General features: G+C 70.6%; 12 protein-coding genes and 3 pseudogenes. 4 read left to right on the top strand and 11 right to left on the bottom strand.

Going from position 1 to position 15748, the window contains the following annotated elements; all coding sequences use genetic code 11:
* Positions 1–74: 74 nt before the first annotated feature.
* The 6 genes and pseudogenes from ACFWUQ_RS24030 to ACFWUQ_RS24055 form a co-directional block, all read right to left on the bottom strand.
* Positions 75–221, bottom strand: a pseudogene (locus tag ACFWUQ_RS24030) (helix-turn-helix domain-containing protein); the annotation flags it as partial.
* Positions 222–379: 158 nt separating this feature from the next.
* The gene (locus ACFWUQ_RS24035) at positions 380–1312 is read right to left on the bottom strand and encodes a carbohydrate ABC transporter permease (RefSeq protein ID WP_384541523.1); all 933 of its coding nucleotides are present in this window, start codon (positions 1310–1312) and stop codon (positions 380–382) included.
* Complete coding sequence (locus ACFWUQ_RS24040) at positions 1309–2640, bottom strand: ABC transporter permease subunit (protein WP_384541526.1); 1332 nt, start codon at positions 2638–2640, stop codon at positions 1309–1311. Before ACFWUQ_RS24040 ends, ACFWUQ_RS24035 begins: the two co-directional genes overlap by 4 nt.
* 10 nt (positions 2641–2650) lie before the next feature.
* Entirely contained in the window at positions 2651–3982 is a 1332-nt protein-coding gene (locus ACFWUQ_RS24045; RefSeq protein ID WP_384541529.1) for an ABC transporter substrate-binding protein, read from the bottom strand.
* Between the two features lie 48 nt (positions 3983–4030).
* Positions 4031–5800 carry a glycoside hydrolase family 13 protein gene (locus ACFWUQ_RS24050; RefSeq protein ID WP_384541532.1) on the bottom strand — a complete coding sequence of 590 codons (1770 nt, stop codon included), beginning with the start codon at positions 5798–5800 and terminating at the stop codon, positions 4031–4033.
* Positions 5801–6058: 258 nt separating this feature from the next.
* Positions 6059–7339, bottom strand: a complete 1281-nt coding sequence (locus ACFWUQ_RS24055; protein ID WP_384541535.1) for an ABC transporter substrate-binding protein — start codon at positions 7337–7339, stop codon at positions 6059–6061.
* Positions 7340–7507: 168 nt separating this feature from the next.
* Here ACFWUQ_RS24055 and ACFWUQ_RS24060 point away from each other — a divergent pair, with 168 nt between their 5' ends.
* The 4 genes from ACFWUQ_RS24060 to ACFWUQ_RS24075 all read left to right on the top strand — a co-directional run bounded on the left by ACFWUQ_RS24060 (position 7508) and on the right by ACFWUQ_RS24075 (position 11589).
* A complete protein-coding gene (locus tag ACFWUQ_RS24060) occupies positions 7508–8014 on the top strand; it encodes a PadR family transcriptional regulator (protein WP_384541538.1) in 507 nt (168 codons plus the stop codon).
* Positions 8011–8778, top strand: a complete 768-nt coding sequence (locus ACFWUQ_RS24065) for an ABC transporter ATP-binding protein (RefSeq protein WP_030723086.1) — start codon at positions 8011–8013, stop codon at positions 8776–8778. The genes ACFWUQ_RS24060 and ACFWUQ_RS24065 overlap by 4 nt, the downstream gene beginning before the upstream one ends.
* A 2-nt stretch (positions 8779–8780) precedes the next feature.
* On the top strand, positions 8781–11105 hold the full coding sequence (locus ACFWUQ_RS24070; RefSeq protein WP_384541541.1) for an FtsX-like permease family protein: 2325 nt from the start codon (positions 8781–8783) through the stop codon (positions 11103–11105).
* Positions 11106–11247: 142 nt separating this feature from the next.
* The gene (locus tag ACFWUQ_RS24075) at positions 11248–11589 is read left to right on the top strand and encodes a hypothetical protein (protein WP_384541544.1); all 342 of its coding nucleotides are present in this window, start codon (positions 11248–11250) and stop codon (positions 11587–11589) included.
* On the opposite strand, the gene ACFWUQ_RS24080 is transcribed toward ACFWUQ_RS24075, so the two are convergent.
* The 5 genes and pseudogenes from ACFWUQ_RS24080 to ACFWUQ_RS24100 form a co-directional block, all read right to left on the bottom strand.
* The gene (locus ACFWUQ_RS24080; protein ID WP_384541545.1) at positions 11541–11966 is read right to left on the bottom strand and encodes a hypothetical protein; all 426 of its coding nucleotides are present in this window, start codon (positions 11964–11966) and stop codon (positions 11541–11543) included. The genes ACFWUQ_RS24075 and ACFWUQ_RS24080 overlap by 49 nt on opposite strands.
* Before the next feature lie 59 nt (positions 11967–12025).
* On the bottom strand, positions 12026–12487 hold the full coding sequence (locus tag ACFWUQ_RS24085) for a hypothetical protein (RefSeq protein ID WP_384541548.1): 462 nt from the start codon (positions 12485–12487) through the stop codon (positions 12026–12028).
* Positions 12488–12746: 259 nt separating this feature from the next.
* A complete protein-coding gene (locus tag ACFWUQ_RS24090; RefSeq protein WP_384541551.1) occupies positions 12747–13787 on the bottom strand; it encodes an AraC family transcriptional regulator in 1041 nt (346 codons plus the stop codon).
* A 693-nt stretch (positions 13788–14480) separates the two neighbouring features.
* A pseudogene (locus tag ACFWUQ_RS24095) lies at positions 14481–14588 on the bottom strand (IS5/IS1182 family transposase); the annotation flags it as partial.
* A 515-nt stretch (positions 14589–15103) separates the two neighbouring features.
* Positions 15104–15748 (bottom strand): annotated as a pseudogene (locus ACFWUQ_RS24100) (M23 family peptidase); the annotation flags it as partial.

A 15748-nucleotide genomic window follows, 5' to 3' on the forward strand; every position in this document is an offset into this window, starting at 1 on the left:
TTCGCCCTGTCGACGACGGCCCGGCCGGCAGCGGGCCGAGGGCGGAGGACGGCACAAGGACCCCGGTGGGGCTGAAGGTTGTCGGTCAGCTTGGCCAAGCTCCAGGTCGAGAACGGCAGAGCGTGCTCGGCCGGCCTGGACCTGGCGATCTTCTTGATCTCGCGCCGCTCGGGCAGGGTAAACGTCCTGGACCGACCGCCTTTGCACTTCGGGTAGAGACCTGGGAGATCCTTCGCGACTGCCGCCTCGAAGGAGAGGGGCCGCCCTGCCCTCGGCGTCGGGGCCCTGACGCGGGCCCTGCTGCCGTGTCCCATGGGGGATGCCGGCGGCAGGGCGCGCGGTGTGAGCGTGGCGGGTCCGGTCCGGGGGCCGGGGGCGGCTATTTCACCGAGCCGGCCATCACGCCCTGGACGAAGTGCCGTTGGAAGGCGAAGAAGACGATCAGCGGGACCACCAGGGACAGGAACGCCCCCGGTGCGAGGACGCCGATGTTGCTTCCGAACTGCCTCATCTGGGACTGCAGTGCCACTGTGAGGGGCTGGGACCCGCTGTCCGCGAAGAGCAGCGCCACGAGCATGTCGTTCCACACCCAGAGGAACTGGAAGATGGCCAGGCTCGCGAGGGCGGGACGGCCGAGCGGCAGGATGAGCCGGGAGAAGATCCGCCACTCGCTGCCACCGTCCATGCGGGCGGCCTCCAGCATTTCGCGCGGTATCTCGGCGAAGTAGTTGCGCAGCAGGAAGATGGCGAACGGCAGGCCGTAGGCGACGTGGAAGAGGACGACGCCCGCGATCGTGCCGAACAGTCCGACCGCACCGAAGAGTTTGGCCACGGGCAGCAGCCCGATCTGCACGGGTACGACCAGCAGTCCGACGACCACCAGGAAGAGGCCGTCCCGGCCGGGGAAGTCCAGCCATGCGAAGGCGTATCCGGCGAGTGCCGCGAGGGCGACCACCAGGACGGTGGTCGGTACGGAGATCAGGATGGTGTTCGCGAAGGCCGTCGCGATGCCGGAGTCCTTCAGCAGGGCGCTGTAGTTGTCGAGGGACAGCTGGGACGGGTCGGTGAGCGCGGTCCACCAGCCCTCGGAGGCGTTGTCCTGTTCGGAGCGCATCGAGGACAGGAACAGGCCCGCCAGTGGGGTGATCCAGACGAGGGCGACCAGGAGCAGCACGCCCTGGACGGCTGAGTTGCCCAGCAGGCGCGAGAGCCGGCTCCTGCGGTGGGGTCGGGGCGGGGAGGGGGCGGGAGCGGGCAGGGCGGCTGCGGCCCGTCGGGCCGGCGGGCATTCGATGGTGCTGTGGCGGCTCATGCTCCGCTCCTTCGGAAACGCCGGATGTTGAAGATCATCGCCGGTACGACCAGCAGGAGCAGGACCACGCTGAGCGCGCTGCCGAGCCCCTGGTCGTTGCCTCCGCCGAAGGAGACCAGCCACATGCGGGTGGCCAGTACGTTCGCCTCTTCCTGGACCGGTCCGGGCGCGATGATGTAGACGAGGTCGAAGACCTTCATCACATTGATCACCAGGGTCACGAAGACGACGGTGAGCACCGGTGCGAGCAGCGGGATGGTGATCTTGCGGAAGATCTGGCTCTCTGTGGCACCGTCCATCCGCGCGGCCTCCAGCGCGTCACGCGGGATGGCGGAGAGGCCGGCGCCGATCAGGACCATCGCGAAGCCGGTCCACACCCATAGGTAGGCGGCGATGATGGCCGGCGTCACCAGTGCGGGGCTGAGCCAGTTCACGCCCTGGTAGGGGGCGGCGAAGTTGTGCGTGGGGAGTTGGACGGTGTATTCGCCGTCGGCCAGGCCGGTGAGGCGGAACGACCCGTCGTCGGCCGTGGTGGCGGTCGCGGCCACCCGGCCGTCCTGTACGGCCTCGACGGTGAGGCCGGGCAGCCCCTTCTCTCCGGGGTCGACCGTGCCCGGCGTACCGGCGCCGCCGGGGGCGAAGTCGAGGTAGACGGCGCCCGCGATGGAGTCGGCCCCGGCCACGGCGTCGGCTGCGGCCTTCGCTCCGGCGGGTATCGCGTCGGGTGTCACCCCGACGAGTCCGAGGTTGACGGAGCGGCCGGGGCGCAGGGTTTCCTCGGTGCTGTACGGGCCGCCGGCCCTGCCGGTCAGACCGTGGCCCTCCCGGGCGCGGGCTGTGGGGTAGGCGGCACGGTCGGCGAAGGTGTCGTGGACGCCGACGACGGCGGCGTTGAGCACGCCCCGGTCCGGGTCCTGTTCGTAGGCGAGTCGGAAGATGATGCCCGCCGCGAGGAAGGACACGGCCATCGGTAGGAAGAGCACCAGCTTGAACGCGGTGGCCCAGCGCACCTTCTCGGTGAGTACGGCGAGCATCAGCCCGAGGCCGGTCAGCAGGAGCGGGGCGACCACGACCCAGATGGTGCTGTTGCGGATGGCCTTGAGGGTGGCGGGGTCGTGGAGGATCGCCGTGTAGTTCCCGGCCCCGACGAAGCGTTCTCCGCCGGCGTCGAAGAAGCTGCGGCCTACGGAGAAGAGGACGGGGTAGACGACCAGGGCGCCGAGCAGCAGCAGGGCCGGCAGGACGAACATGATGGCGAGGCGGCGTTTTTTTCTCTGCGCCAGGCGCCGCGGGTTCGTCGCGGCGCGGGTGGTCAGGGCGTCGGCCATGGGGAGCGCCTCAGTTCCCGTAGGCCTTGGCGGCTTCGGCCTCAAGCTTCGCGGCCGTGCCCTGCGGGTTTGACGGGTCGCGCAGGAAGTCCTGGAGGAGCTTCCACTCGCCGGCGCCCTTGGTACCGCCGAACGCGGCCGGGGCCTGGTCCGACATGTCGAAGCGGATGGAGTTGCCCGCCTGGATGAGCGAGGTGGCGGTGCTGCGGGTGGTGTCGTCGCCGTACGAGGCGAAGTCGACCTCGTTGTTCGGGGACAGGAAGCCCCCGGCGCCGGTCCAGACCTCGGCTGCCTCGGCTCCGGACAGGAACTCGACCAGCTTCATGCCGGCCTTGTTGTTCTTCGCGTCCTTGAGGACGACGGCCGCGTCACCGCCGCTGACGACCGGTGCCCTGCCGCCGTCGACCGAGGGGAACGGGAAGAACTTGGCGTCCTGCCCGAGCTTCTTGCCGAACTGGCCCTTGGCGACGCCGCCGACGAAGTCGCCCTCGTAGACCATGCCCGCCTTGGGCTCGGGGCCGAAGACCTGGGCGACCGACGAGGGGAAGTCGGTGCTCAGCGCCGTCTGGGCGCCGCCGGCGACGAGCTGCTTGTCCTTGAACAGGTCCCCGAGGGTGGTCAGTGCCCGGACGACGCTTTCGTCGGTCCACTTGAGCTTGTGCTGGGCGAGCTGGTCGTACTTCTCCGGCCCGGCCTGGGAGAGGTAGATGTTCTCGAACCAGTCGGTGAGGGTCCAGCCGTCCTCTCCGGCTATCGCGAAAGCCGGGCGGCCGGAGTCGGCGAGGGTGCGGCCCGCCTTCAGCATGTCGGAGTAGCTCTTCGGCTCGCTGACGCCGGCCTGGGTGAAGGCCTCGGGGGCGTACCAGACGGTGGACTTGTGGGCGGCCTTGAAGTAGAGGCCGTAGTACGTGCCGTCGACCGTGCCGTAGTTCTTCCACACCGGGGCGAGGGTGGAGTCCGCCGTCTTGGCGGCCTGGTCGGAGAGGGGGAGGAGCCAGCCCTCCTTCACGAACTGCTGCAGCACGCCCACCTGGGGGACCATCACCACGTTGGGGGCGTTGCCGCCTTCGATCTTGCTTCCCACGAAGGTGGAGACGTTGTCGCCGGAGGGGACGAAGACCGTCTTGGCTCCGGTCTTCTTGGTGAAGGCGTCCAGGACCTTCTTGAAGTTCTCCTGCTCGCTGCCGGTCCAGACGCCCGCCACGGTCACGGTCTGGCCGCTGAGTTCGCCGCCGCTCGCGGGTCCGGTGGTGCCGCCGCATGCGGTGGCGCCGAGGGCGAGGGCGAGGGCCGCCGTCGCGGTGGCCGTGGTCCGTCGGGTCGTCTTGCTGAGTCGTCGCATCGTGAGGTCCTTTCGAGGAAGTCCGGGGCTACGGGGTGGGTCCCGGCTTCACGGGGAGGGGCTGTCGCGCGGGGTCGGGAACGTCAGGGCGGCGGGGCTGGAGGAGCGCGGGCCGGCATCGGGTTCGCCGGGGCCCGGGGGGCCGGGGCACTCGGCCGTCCACCAGGCGGCGGTCGCTGCGGGGAGCACGCCGTCGGGGCAGGGTCCGCTGGCGAGCAGCGGGGTCCCGGGGACGGGGGCGGGTACCGGCTCCGTGCCGAAGTTGACGGCGCAGACCAGGCCGTCGCCGCGGGCGATCGCCAGCACGTGGTCGGGGGCGTCCAGCCAGCGCAGGGTGCCGTCGCCGAGTTGCGGCAGGGTGCGTCGCAGCTGGAGACCGTCGCGGTAGAGGTGCCAGAAGGAACGGGTGTCGGCCAGGGCGCGGTCGGTGGCGTGCTCCGCGAACCACTCGGGCTGTGGAAGCCAGGGCTTGGCGGCGATCGCCTCCCGGCTGAAGCCGAACGGGGAGGCGTGCCCGGACCAGGGCAGTGGTACGCGGCAGCCGTCCCGCACGTGTTTGCGGCTGCCGGTGCGGCGGAAGATCGGGTCGGTGAGGACCTCGTCGGGCAGGTCCAGGACCTCGGGGAGGCCGAGCTCTTCGCCCTGGTAGACGTAGGCGGCGCCGGGCAGGGCGAGCATCAGGAGGGCGGCGGCGCGGGCGCGGGCGGCTCCGAGTCCGCTGCCTTCCACGCCGGGCTCGCCCGCGTAGCGGGTGACCGTGCGGACCTGGTCGTGGTTGTTGAGGACCCAGGTGACGGTGGAGCCGGTGCCGGCGATGTCGCGCATCGCCTCGGTGATGGTGGCACGGAAGGCGCCGGCGTCCCAGGGGGCGCTGAGCAGGTCGAAGAAGAACGCCTGGTGCAGTTCGTCGGGTCGGACGTACGCGGCGTGCTCGCGTGCGGTGGGTACGGACACCTCGCCGACCAGCAGCCGCTCGTGGCCGTCCCGGGCGGTGTACTCCTGGCAGACCGAGCGCCAGCGGCGCCACACGTCGTGGACCTCGGGCTGGTTCCAGGCCAGCTGGTTGACGGCGTCGCGGGCCCGTTCGTCGGCTCCGGGGTCGTCCGAGTCGGGCAGCTGGGGGTGCTTGAACAGTCCGGCGGCGACATCGATGCGGAAGCCGTCGACACCGCGGTCCAGCCAGAAGCGCAGCACCCGCTCGAAGTCGTCGCCCACGACGGGGTTGCGCCAGTTCAGGTCGGGCTGCTCGGGCGTGAAGAGGTGCAGGTACCACTCTCCGGGGGCGCCGTCGGGCTCGGTGGTCCGGCTCCAGGCGGGGCCTCCGAACATGGCGCGCCAGTTGTTGGGCGGCTCGTCCCCGTCGGGGCCGCGGCCGGGGGCGAAGTGGAAGCGGGAGCGCGCCGCGCTGCCCGGCCCCGCGGCGAGCGCGGCGCGGAACCACGGGTGCTCGTTGGAGCAGTGGTTCGGAACGATGTCGAGCAGCAGCTTGAGCCCGAGCCGGCGGGCGTCGGACACCAGCCGGTCGAACTCGGCGAGGTCGCCGTACACGGGGTCGACGCCGCAGTAGTCGGCGACGTCGTAGCCGTGGTCGTGCTGCGGTGACGGGTAGAAGGGGCTGAGCCAGATGCCGTCGACCCCGAGCTTGCGCAGGTAGGGAAGCCCGGCCCGTACGCCGGCCAGGTCACCGACACCGTCCCCGGTGCTGTCGAGGAAGCTGCGGACGTAGACCTGGTAGATCACCGCGTCGCGCCACCAGGGGTCGGTGGGGGTGGCGCTGCGGGAGGGGTGGCCGATGCCGGCCGGAAGGGTGCTGAGCATCTCGCGTCGACCTGTTTCTGCTGAATGCGAGAGCGCCCCAGATCGGTGCGCCGTCATGCATGCATGTTAAGTAGCGCTGACGGGAAGGTGTCAACGATGTGTCCAGAAACAGTGAAAAGTTGGGGTGATTTGCTCAAGAATGCCCGACCTATAAATCAAGGGCCCCTACTTAACATGTAAGTAGAGACCCTTGGAGGACGGAGCAAGAAGACGGAGAGGTGGGATCGAGCCGTGCGGGAGATCGGGCCTTGCGGCGGATCAGCCCCTGCGGGAGATCGTCCCGAGCTCGCGCGCGAGCCGCGCCGCCGCCTGCTCGGGCGTCTGGCGCAGAGCCATCACGTCCTGCGCCACCGCCTGTACGGCCAGGCTCACCTGGTCGTAGCGCGGACTCTTCGGGCGCGGCACCGCCGACAGCACGCTCTGCCGGAGCGTCGGCAGGTACGGATACGCGCGGATCAGCTCGGGGTCCTCGTACAGCGCGGCGCGCACCGGCGGCAGCGAGCCCTCGGTGAGCACCCGCCGCTGGACCCGTTCACTGGTGAGGTAGGAGATCAGATCGGCTGCCGACGCGGGATGCCGCGCACGGCTGCTCACCGCGAGGTTGGAGCCGCCCAGCACGCTGGTGCCGGGCCCGTCGGGTCCGGGCAGCGGCACGGCGCCGAACCGGCCCGCGACCTTCGACCCCTCGGCGCTCGCGTCGGCGTACACGTAGGGCCAGTTCCGCAGGAAGAGCAGCCGGCCGTCCTGGAACGCCTGCCGGGACTCCTCCTCCTTGTACCCGAGGGCCTCGCGGGGGATCCAGCCGTCCCGCACCCCGTCCGCGAGGAAGCGCAGTCCGGCGCGCGCCGCGTCGGAGTCCACGGTCACCCGGGCGCCGTCGTCGCGCAGGATCGAACCGCCCGCCGAGTGCACGGCCTCGGTGGCGTTGACGGTGAGGCCTTCGTACGGCAGGAACTGGCCCGCGTAGCCGTCCAGTCCGTACTTCGGCGCGAGGGTGCGCGCCTGGCGGACCAGCTCGGCCCAGGTGCGCGGCGGCTGCTCGCCCTCCCGGTCCAGGATGTCCTTGCGGTAGTAGAGCAGTCCGGCGTTCGTGACGTACGGAACCGCATACAGGCGCCCGTCGAAGGTCGCGGTGTCGACGACCGGCCGCAGGAAGGCGTCCAGGGGGAAGCGGTCCCGCTCCAGCGGGGAGATCCATCCGGCCGCCGCGAACTCGGAGGTCCAGGCGACGTCGATGTTCAGCACGTCGAACCGGTCGCGCCCCGATCGCAGTTCGCTGATCATCTGGGCCCGGGTCTCGTCGGCCGAGTCGGGCAGTTCCACGAGGGTGACGGGCTCGTCGGGGTGGTCGCGGTTCCAGTCGTCGAGCAGCGGGGAGAGGTAGTCGGTCAGGTCGCCCGCCGTCACGAGCGTCAGGGGGCCGCGCCCCTCAAAGGCCGCGCCCCCGCCCGCGTCGGCGCGGACGCCGAAACCGGCGTAGCCCGCCAGCACCACCGCCGCGACGAGGAGAGCTCTACCCGCGGCATGCATCCACCGCATAGATTCCTCCCAGTGCGCGCTCGGGCTGCGCCGCCGACCATCGGGGCCCATATATACCCGTTAGGCATGGGCGATACTAGACGCCCAGGCAGACAAGACGGACTCGGACGCCGATCGGTCCGGTGCCGGGTGAACAGTTGACTACGGAGCGGGAAGGAGGGGAGCGCGTTGCGGCTGGCGCTCCTTGCACTCCTCACCCGTAGCCCTGCGCACGGCTACGAGCTGAAGCAGGACCTTGAGAAGCTCCTGGGCGCCGCGTACCCTCAGCCCAACGTCGGCCAGATCTACGTCACCCTCGGCCGGCTGGAGAAGAGCGGCCTGATCGAGGGCGAGGACGTCGAGCAGTCGGGCCGGCCCAACAAGCGCACGTACAAGCTGACGGACGCCGGGCGCGAGGCCGTGCTGGCCTGGTTCGAGGACACCGCGGAGGAGCCCCGGGTACGGGACGAGTTCTTCATGAAGCTCGCGCTCGCCCCCCGGTCCGGTCTGGCCGACCCCGTCACGCTGATCAACAAGCAGCGGCGCCAGTACCTCAACACCATGCGGGACCTGTCGAAGCTGGCCGCAGCCGAGGACCGCGACAACAAGATCTCCCAACTGCTGATCGAGGGCGCCATGCTGCACCTGCAGGCCGACCTCGACTGGCTGGAACGCTGTCAGGAGGAGCTGGAATGAGCGACGACGCCACCACCGCTCCTGCGGTGCCCATTGTGCGCGCCGAGGGCCTGACCAAGACGCACTACGGCGAGGGCGCTCCGGTGCCCGCCGTGCGCGGGGTGGACCTGTCCGTCCAGCCGGGCGAGTTCGTCGCGGTCACCGGCCCGTCGGGAGCCGGCAAGTCCACGCTGCTGCATCTGATCGGCGGCCTCCAGCGGCCCGACAGCGGGAAGCTGTGGCTCGGCGGGGAACGGGTCGACGCCTACCGCGAGGCCCGCTGGGCGGTCCTCAGGCGCCGCAGCATCGGTGTTGTCTTCCAGTTCTTCAACCTGGTCTCCAACCTCACCGTCGCCGACAACGTCGAACTGCCCGCCCTGCTCGCCGGCGCCTCCCCGAAGGCCGCCCGCGACTCCCGCGCCGAGCTGCTCGCCGAACTGGGGCTGGAAGGCCGCGAACGGTCGATGCCCGGCGAGCTGTCGGGCGGCGAACAGCAGCGGGTCGCGCTCGCCCGCGCGCTGGTCAACCACCCCACGCTGCTGCTCGCCGACGAACCGGCCGGCAGTCTCGACAGCAAGGGCACCCGCGAGGTGCTGCGGCTGCTCTCCCGGTTCCACCAGCGCGGCCAGACGATCATGATGGTCACCCATGACGCCCGGATGGCCAGTGCCGCCGACCGCGTCATCAGCTTCTTCGACGGACGCATAGCCGACGACGCGCAGCTCGGCGGCGGGCGGCGCGGGCCGGGCGGCGGCGTCTCCGGCGTACTCGAACTCAAGGAGTGACCGTGCGGGCCACTCTGCGCTGGGCGCAGGCCGACTTCCGCGCACACCGCGGGGAAGCCCTCTTCGTCGTCCTGGCCAGCGCCGGGGTCATCGCCTCGCTCCTGCTGGCCGGTGCACTGTTCAGCTACGCCGCGAACCCCTGGCAGCGCGTTTTCAACCAGTCCCAGGGCGCACACATCTGGCTGCACACCCGGGGCGGGGCGGACATGGACGCCCTGTCCGGGGTGGACGGCGTCGCGGCCCTCTCCGGTCCGTACCGCACGGCGGCCACGACGGTCGAGTCCCGTGGCGCGCGGGTCGGGGTGACGCTGCGCGCGGCCGAGGCGGCGCCCCCGGAGGCGGGGCGGCCGCTCGTCATCGCGGGCGGCTGGCTCGCCCGGCCGGACGGGGGCGACCGGGACGGCAGCGTCGTACTGGAGGATTCGGTCGCGCGGGCGTTGTGGGCGGAGCCGGGCGACACGGTGCGCGTCACCGGACCGGACGGTGCCCCGCACGTGCTGCGGGTGGGCGGGGTCGCCGAGGTGGCCGAGCCCCGCTACCAGCCGGGTGGCGGACCCGGCATCGGCTGGGTGCTCCCCGGCACGCTCGACGAGATCGCCCGGGAAGACACCGGGCAGAGCGTGGGGCTGCGCCTGGAGGATCCGGGCGACACCGACTTCATCGTCCAGCGCGCGGTGACCGTACTCGGCGCCGACCGGGTGGCACAGGTCACCAAGTGGCAGCAGGCACGGGCCGAGGCGGGCGGCGACGACCGGCTCCTGGGAAAGATGTTCGCCGTCTTCGGGCTCGGTGCGCTGCTCGCGGCGGCGCTCGCCGCGTCGGGAGCGATCGGCGCCCGCGTCCGCGGCCAGCTCAGGGACATCGCCGTCCTCAAGGCCGTCGGCTTCACCCCCGGCCAGGTGACCCGCGGCTTCCTCGTACAGCACCTGGCCTTCGCGCTCCTCGGTGTGGCCCTCGGCACGGCGGCGATCGCCCTCCTCGGCGCGCGGATACCGGGGCGGATCGGTGAGGCGGCGGCGGTGTGGCAGGACCTCCCCGGGCACACCGCGCTGATGATCGGCATCCCCTGCGGCGCGGTACTGCTGATCGCCGCTGCCACCTGGCTCTCGGCCTGGCGGGCAGGACGGGTGCCGCCGGTTCCGGTGGCCCGGGCCGCGCTGCCGTCCGCCGCGCCGATGACCGCACTGGGCAGGCGGGCTCTCGGGATGCGGGTGCCTGCGGCCCTGGTCCTGGGGTGGCGGGCGGCGTTCGCGCGACGCGGCCGGACGCTCGTGCCGGTGGCCCGGCTCGCCCTGCCGCTGGTGCTCATCACCGTCGCGCTCGTCGCCTGGTCGACGCTGGACCAGTTCCGCAGCCGGCCCGCGCAGGTGGGACGCCCCGCCGCACTGACCGTACGGGCCGAGCAGCCCGCCGGGCCGTCGGACTCGGAGCTGGAGAAGACCCTCGCGACGGTCCCGGACATCGCCGCGGTCCATCCGGGCGCGGAGATGGCGGCGCTCGTTCCGGGGCAGACCGGCACCATCACGCTGCGCGGGCTGGGGACGGCTCGCCACCCGTATCCCTCGACCGTGGTGGAAGGGCGCGCGGTCGGCGGCCCGGACGAGGCGGTGGCCGGGCAGGGGCTGCTGGACCTCCTCGGAGTGCGGGTCGGCGACTGGGTACGGATGACCGTCGGCGGACGGCCGCAGATCCTGCACCTCGTCGGCCGCACCATCGAACCCGAGTCCGGCGGCCGGGTGATCACCACGACCCTCGACGCCCTGCGGGAACGCGATCCGCGGCTGCGCCCCGCCTACCACGCCCTGGTGCTCCGCGAGGGGGCGGACCCGCGGGCGGTGAGCGCAACGCTCGCCCTGGCGGCGGGCGGAACGCTGGAGATCAGGGAGACGCCCAATCCCGCCGACCGGCTGGAGCCGGCACGCGGGGTGATCGCCGCACTGATCGCGGTACTGGCACTGATCGGGCTGACCGAACTGCTCACGCTGATCAGCACGGGCGTACGCGACCGGGGCCGGGACCTGCTCGCGCTCAAGGCCATCGGGCTGACGCCCCGGCAGATCGGGGCGATGATCGTGACGGCCGCCGGTCTGACCGCGCTCGCCTCCGCGGTGGTGGGGACGGCGGTGGGTGCGCTTGCCGGCAGCTGGCTGGTGGACACGCAGGGCGCGTCGAGCGGGATCGGTGCGGGGATTGCCCGACTGCCCTCCCTGCCGGTGCTGGTGACGGTGGTCGTCGGAGCCGTACTGGGTGCGGTGGCGGCGGCGGCGCTGCCGGCGACACGTGCGGCGCGGCGGCGCCTGGCGGACTCGCTGAGCGAGACGCTCTGACCCCGAGGACAAGCGAGACGCTCTGACCCCGAGGACAGCCGCGACCCCAGGGGGCGAAGGCCGGCCGTTCCCGATCACCGGGACGAACTACCCGACGCGCGATGGCACCGGCACCGGCATCGGCACCGGCATCCGGGACTACGTGCACGTCTGGGACCCGATCGACGCGGACGGCCGCTCATACGACACCGGGCAGGTGTACGGCGCTGTCCGCCGGCTCGCCCCTCTCCTGACGCGGCCGTGCACGATCGTCGACGAGAGCACCGTGACCGTCGGCACCACCGTTCCGGTCACGGCTCTCGCCCAGTGCCTCGCCCCGGCCGGCCAGGACGTCGACGTCGACGTCGTGCGGAATCCCGAATTCTTGCGCGAGGGGCACGCGGTGCAGGACACGCCTCCCCCACCGCGCGGCGCCACCCCTCTGAGGGGGGCCGGTCAGATGCCGTTCCCCCTCACGCACAGCGGTTGGGTGCCCTTGATGTAACCGCTGCCGCCCCCCATGTCCTTCCAGAAGACCGCGCACCAGAGGTCACCGTGTGCACCGTCCTGGTATCCGGACCAGTCATGCGTGCGGTCCTTCCATTCCCCGTCCAAACTGTTCTTGATGGTGCCGCGCGGGCCATACAGCTCCCAGTGCCCCATGCCTGTCCTGGTGGAGGCGCGGACCTCCATCTTCACGACGTCGGCGTCGTACAAGTCCCCCTCGAAGCTCACGCACAACGTGTGGGTGACGAAAAGCGTGGTCGATTGGCAACTCGTCCGGTTCTGCGCTGCGTTCTCGGCGGCAGACGCGGAGGTGGAGGTGGAGGCGATACCCATCAGGACGATTCCCGCCGCCATTGCGGCGGCCATGCGCTTCATGCTGTCGGTCTTCCTTTCGGGGAGGGCGTTCGGAGTTGCCGGGCGGATGTGTGCCGGGCTCAGGTGATCACCGGGCTGCAGGCGGTGTCCATGAGGCCGCCCGCTTCGTAGAGGCTGGCGCAGACACGCGAGGCGTCGCGGGGCATCAGAACCGTGACCTCGAACGTGGCTTCCTCGGAGTGCCGCCTGCCGCCCCACGAGCGGTCCCTGCTGAACATCTCCCTGTTGTTGGCGTCCAAGACCCGGACGTGGATGCGCGGGTTGCCCACGCCCAAGGAGGAAACGAACTTCCCACCGATCGTGTTGAGGTACCTGGGCGACTGAGCGTCCCACGAGACGCTCAGGAGGCCTGTGCCCTTCTGGATCTGGGTGGAGCCCCCGCCCGTCGCGGCGGCCGCGGGCCCGGCGGACGCCATGGTGGCCAAAACGGCCCCCGCGCCGGCCAGGGCGAGACCGCGCCGGGTCAGCCGGGCCCTCCGATTGCGCTGCGGGTTCCGCTTCTCCGTGCTCTGCAAGGACATGCTGTGCCTTTCGGTATTCCGGTCAGGAAAAGGCCCGTCGGGAAATCCCTGTGCTCTGGGCTCGGTTGCAGCGTATGACTGACGGACGACCGCTCTCTATCCGCTTTCCGCCATCTGGCCCGCGCGTATCGGATCGCCGGTACGGCCCGGATCCGTCACACTCCGGCGGATGCACCCCTTTGACGGATAAACGGGCCCCGGGAATCCCGAGGGCCCGTTCCTGGAGCGGCCCTGAGTACGCTGGCTCAAACCGGCGGCGCTAGCGTCTTTCGGCGGTGCGCGACGGCACTTGCCCGTACGCCTCGCGGTAGTACACGGCGAACCTGCTCAGGTGGGTGAAGCCCCAGCGCGTCGCCGCCTCGGTGACTGTCCCGGATGCGGAACCGTCTGCGATGCGCAGCAGGTCCTGGTGCGCCCGGTCCAGCCGTACGCGCCGCAGGTACGCTGCCGGGGTGGTTCCGAGGTCGATCCGGAAGCGTTCCTGAAGGGTACGGGGGCTGACCCGCGCTGCCGCGGCCATGTCCGCGACTGACACCGGCTCACCCGCGTGTTGCTCGCAGTACGCCATGGCCCGTCGCAGGGCACGCGGCAGCGCCGGATGGGCATGCTCAGGCAGGGCGGCAGTGTGGTCGTGCGGTTGGAGGTCGACCAGTCCGTGCACGAGGACTTGTTCGAAGTGCGCGGCGGCCAGTGGTGATCGGGCCGCGAGGGGCGATGCGGCGAATTGCGCGAAGGCCCGCGCGGTCCCCAGCCACGCGGCCACGGCCGGGTCGCCGTCCGGGAGGGCTGGGGCGAAGCGCAGGGCGGTGGCGGGCGGTTCGCCGGTCTGTGTGGTGACAGCGTTGTCCACCGCCGCCTGCGGCAAGCACAGGATGAGGGTGTCCGCCCCAGCTGACAGGGACATTCCCAGGGTCATCCCGGGCCCAGCGATCGAGCACGGCGTGGTGATCTCGCGGCCCGCTATCCGGACCGCGCCCTCACCCGCGAGCGGGATATGGATGTTGTAGAAGTCGGGCAGCTCGCCCGCCGCGACCTCGACGGGGGCACCCCACCCCAGCTCGTAGAGCGCCAAGCCCTGTCGGTGCAGGCGACGGAAGCGGCCGGGCGCCTGCTGTCCCCGGCCGACACGCAGGCGGTGAGGCGAAAACTCCTCGGTCACCACCTCGTCCAGTGCCTCGACATCGTCCCCGTCGAACAGGATGTGCGGCCCGTCGGCCCCCGGTCTGCCCCGGCCGGCGTTTCGCGCTCCCTGTTCCCATAATTTCGCCCCACGCGTGCGTCCCCCGTACCTGCCTTGCATTTGGTCTCCCCCGAGATTCCGGCCGGTGATCCGCAGGTCACGCCACCGGCTTTCCGCCGCATGCCAAGGCTATCGAGGCCTGCAATGAGAAGCCCGGCAGCTACGCGCGTGTCTCGCTGTCGGCGTCCGAGCGAGCCTCGGCAGCGGCATTCGTGCGGACAGCACTTCCAACCTCGACGAACCGGAGCACGTGCTTGCCCCACTTCCCGCCCCCTCATGGCTGTCCGGGGCGGACTGCCGGATGGTGAGTACCGGACAGCATCCTGGCCGCGGCCCGGGAGAAGGATCTCCTGGCCGGCAGCGGGAAAGCACGGACCGACTCCACTCACGTGCTGTCCGCAGCCGCCGGTGACGACGGCACACAACTACTCTCAGGTCCCTCTTCGCGACGGACGTAACTGATCTCATCTGCGTGCCTTGCCCGAGGTCGCAGCCGCCCGAGCCGACGTCCTTCCGTTGTATCGAGATCGAATACAACCGCAGCCGACTCCGCAGGCATCGGTCGTGTACTCCTACGGGCGCCGCACTGTGCAGGGCCTCGCCTGGGACGGGGGCTGGCACGATCACGACGGCTACTGCAGTGGTCCGCCGGGCAACCCCTGAGCCGTGGCTTGGGATGGGGGCGATCAGCGAGCGGGTGTTCTGATTGCGCGGTCAGAACAGGGGTGAGACCCGCTCGGGGGGCCGGTGGGCCTTAGTGATCCGGCGGGTCATGGGGGTGATGGCCGCCCGGGTGATAAGGGGTTCGGAGTGCTGGACGAGGCGTTCGTAGTCGCGTGCGTGCCGGCGGGCCCGCATCATTCAGGACCAGGTCCGTTCCGGAGGAATCCTTGGGTCTGCTGAAGGCGCCCCAGGGGTACCTCTCCCCCGGGCGCCTTGCCCCGAAGCCGTGCCCGGATCAGCAACCGCATCCTGGTTCAGGTTCCATCGTGCCGGGCGGCATGCCTCCGAGTGCGTCGGGTGTCTCTCCGGCTCGGGGCTCCATGTTGGCGGGTGGCATACCGCCGAGTGAGTCGGCGTTGTCGTCAGCTTGGGGCTCCATCGCGCCCGGCGGCATGCCTCCGAATGTGCCGGATGTCTCTCCGGCTCGGGGCTCCATAATGGCGGGCGGCATACCGCCGAGGGAGTCGGCGTTGTCGTCAGCTTGGGGCTCCATCGCGCCCGGGGGCATGCCATTCTGCTCGCCGGCCAGGGCAGGGGTCGAAGGGTGAGTTCCGTTCGTCATCGTCATCACGCAGACCTGTCCTCCCGCTCAGCGCACACTTGTGTAGCGGTGAAATCGTGGGGCGTCTCCAGGATGTCCGTCTCCTACGCGGTCAAGCCTGCCTCTGGTGGAAGGCTGCGAAGTCGGTGCCGCGTGCGTAGATTTCCAGTCGGCCGTCCGCGTTCCGTCCGGTCGAGATGTTGCTGTTGGTGATGCCGCCACGAGACGCCCACCCCGACCAGCTGCTGTTCGGAGCGTTCTGCCATTGGTTATAGACCGCATTGTCGGTACCGCGGGCGAAAATCTCCATCCGGCCGTCCCTGTTGCGGTTTACGCCGATGGTGTCGTTGTTTATGGCGCCCCCCAGGGATTCCCATATCGACCAACTATTGCTGCTGTTCACTGCGTTCTGCCACTTGTGGAAGGCTGCGCCGTTCGTGCCGCGGGCGAAGATTTCTATGCGACCGTCCGCGTTGACGCCGGTCGCGATGTTGCTGGTGAGCCCGCCACCGAGGGGTTCCCATCTCGTCCAGTTGTTGCTGTTCGCCGTGATCTGCCATTTGTGGTAGGCCGCGTTGTCGGTGCCGCGGGCGAAGATCTCTATGCGGCCGTCCGCGTTACGTGCCGTGGCGATGTCAGTGGTGAGCGCGCCACCGAGGGGTTCCCATCTCGTCCAGTTGTTGCTGTTCGCCGTGATCTGCCATTTGTGGTAGGCCGCATTGTCGGTGCCGCGGGCAAAAATCTCTATGCGGCCGTC

It is taken from the genome of Streptomyces sp. NPDC058662, assembly GCF_042716255.1.
In the GTDB taxonomy this organism is placed as follows: Bacteria; Actinomycetota; Actinomycetes; order Streptomycetales; family Streptomycetaceae; genus Streptomyces.

Coding starts and splice junctions, on each gene's coding strand:
- ACFWUQ_RS24035 (WP_384541523.1), bottom strand. CDS start 1,312: ATGAGCCGCCACAGCACCATCGAATGCCCGCCGGCCCGACGGGCCGCA.
- ACFWUQ_RS24040 (WP_384541526.1), bottom strand. CDS start 2,640: ATGGCCGACGCCCTGACCACCCGCGCCGCGACGAACCCGCGGCGCCTG.
- ACFWUQ_RS24045 (WP_384541529.1), bottom strand. CDS start 3,982: ATGCGACGACTCAGCAAGACGACCCGACGGACCACGGCCACCGCGACG.
- ACFWUQ_RS24050 (WP_384541532.1), bottom strand. CDS start 5,800: ATGCTCAGCACCCTTCCGGCCGGCATCGGCCACCCCTCCCGCAGCGCC.
- ACFWUQ_RS24055 (WP_384541535.1), bottom strand. CDS start 7,339: ATGCGGTGGATGCATGCCGCGGGTAGAGCTCTCCTCGTCGCGGCGGTG.
- ACFWUQ_RS24065 (WP_030723086.1), top strand. CDS start 8,011: ATGAGCGACGACGCCACCACCGCTCCTGCGGTGCCCATTGTGCGCGCC.
- ACFWUQ_RS24080 (WP_384541545.1), bottom strand. CDS start 11,966: ATGAAGCGCATGGCCGCCGCAATGGCGGCGGGAATCGTCCTGATGGGT.
- ACFWUQ_RS24085 (WP_384541548.1), bottom strand. CDS start 12,487: ATGTCCTTGCAGAGCACGGAGAAGCGGAACCCGCAGCGCAATCGGAGG.
- ACFWUQ_RS24090 (WP_384541551.1), bottom strand. CDS start 13,787: ATGCAAGGCAGGTACGGGGGACGCACGCGTGGGGCGAAATTATGGGAA.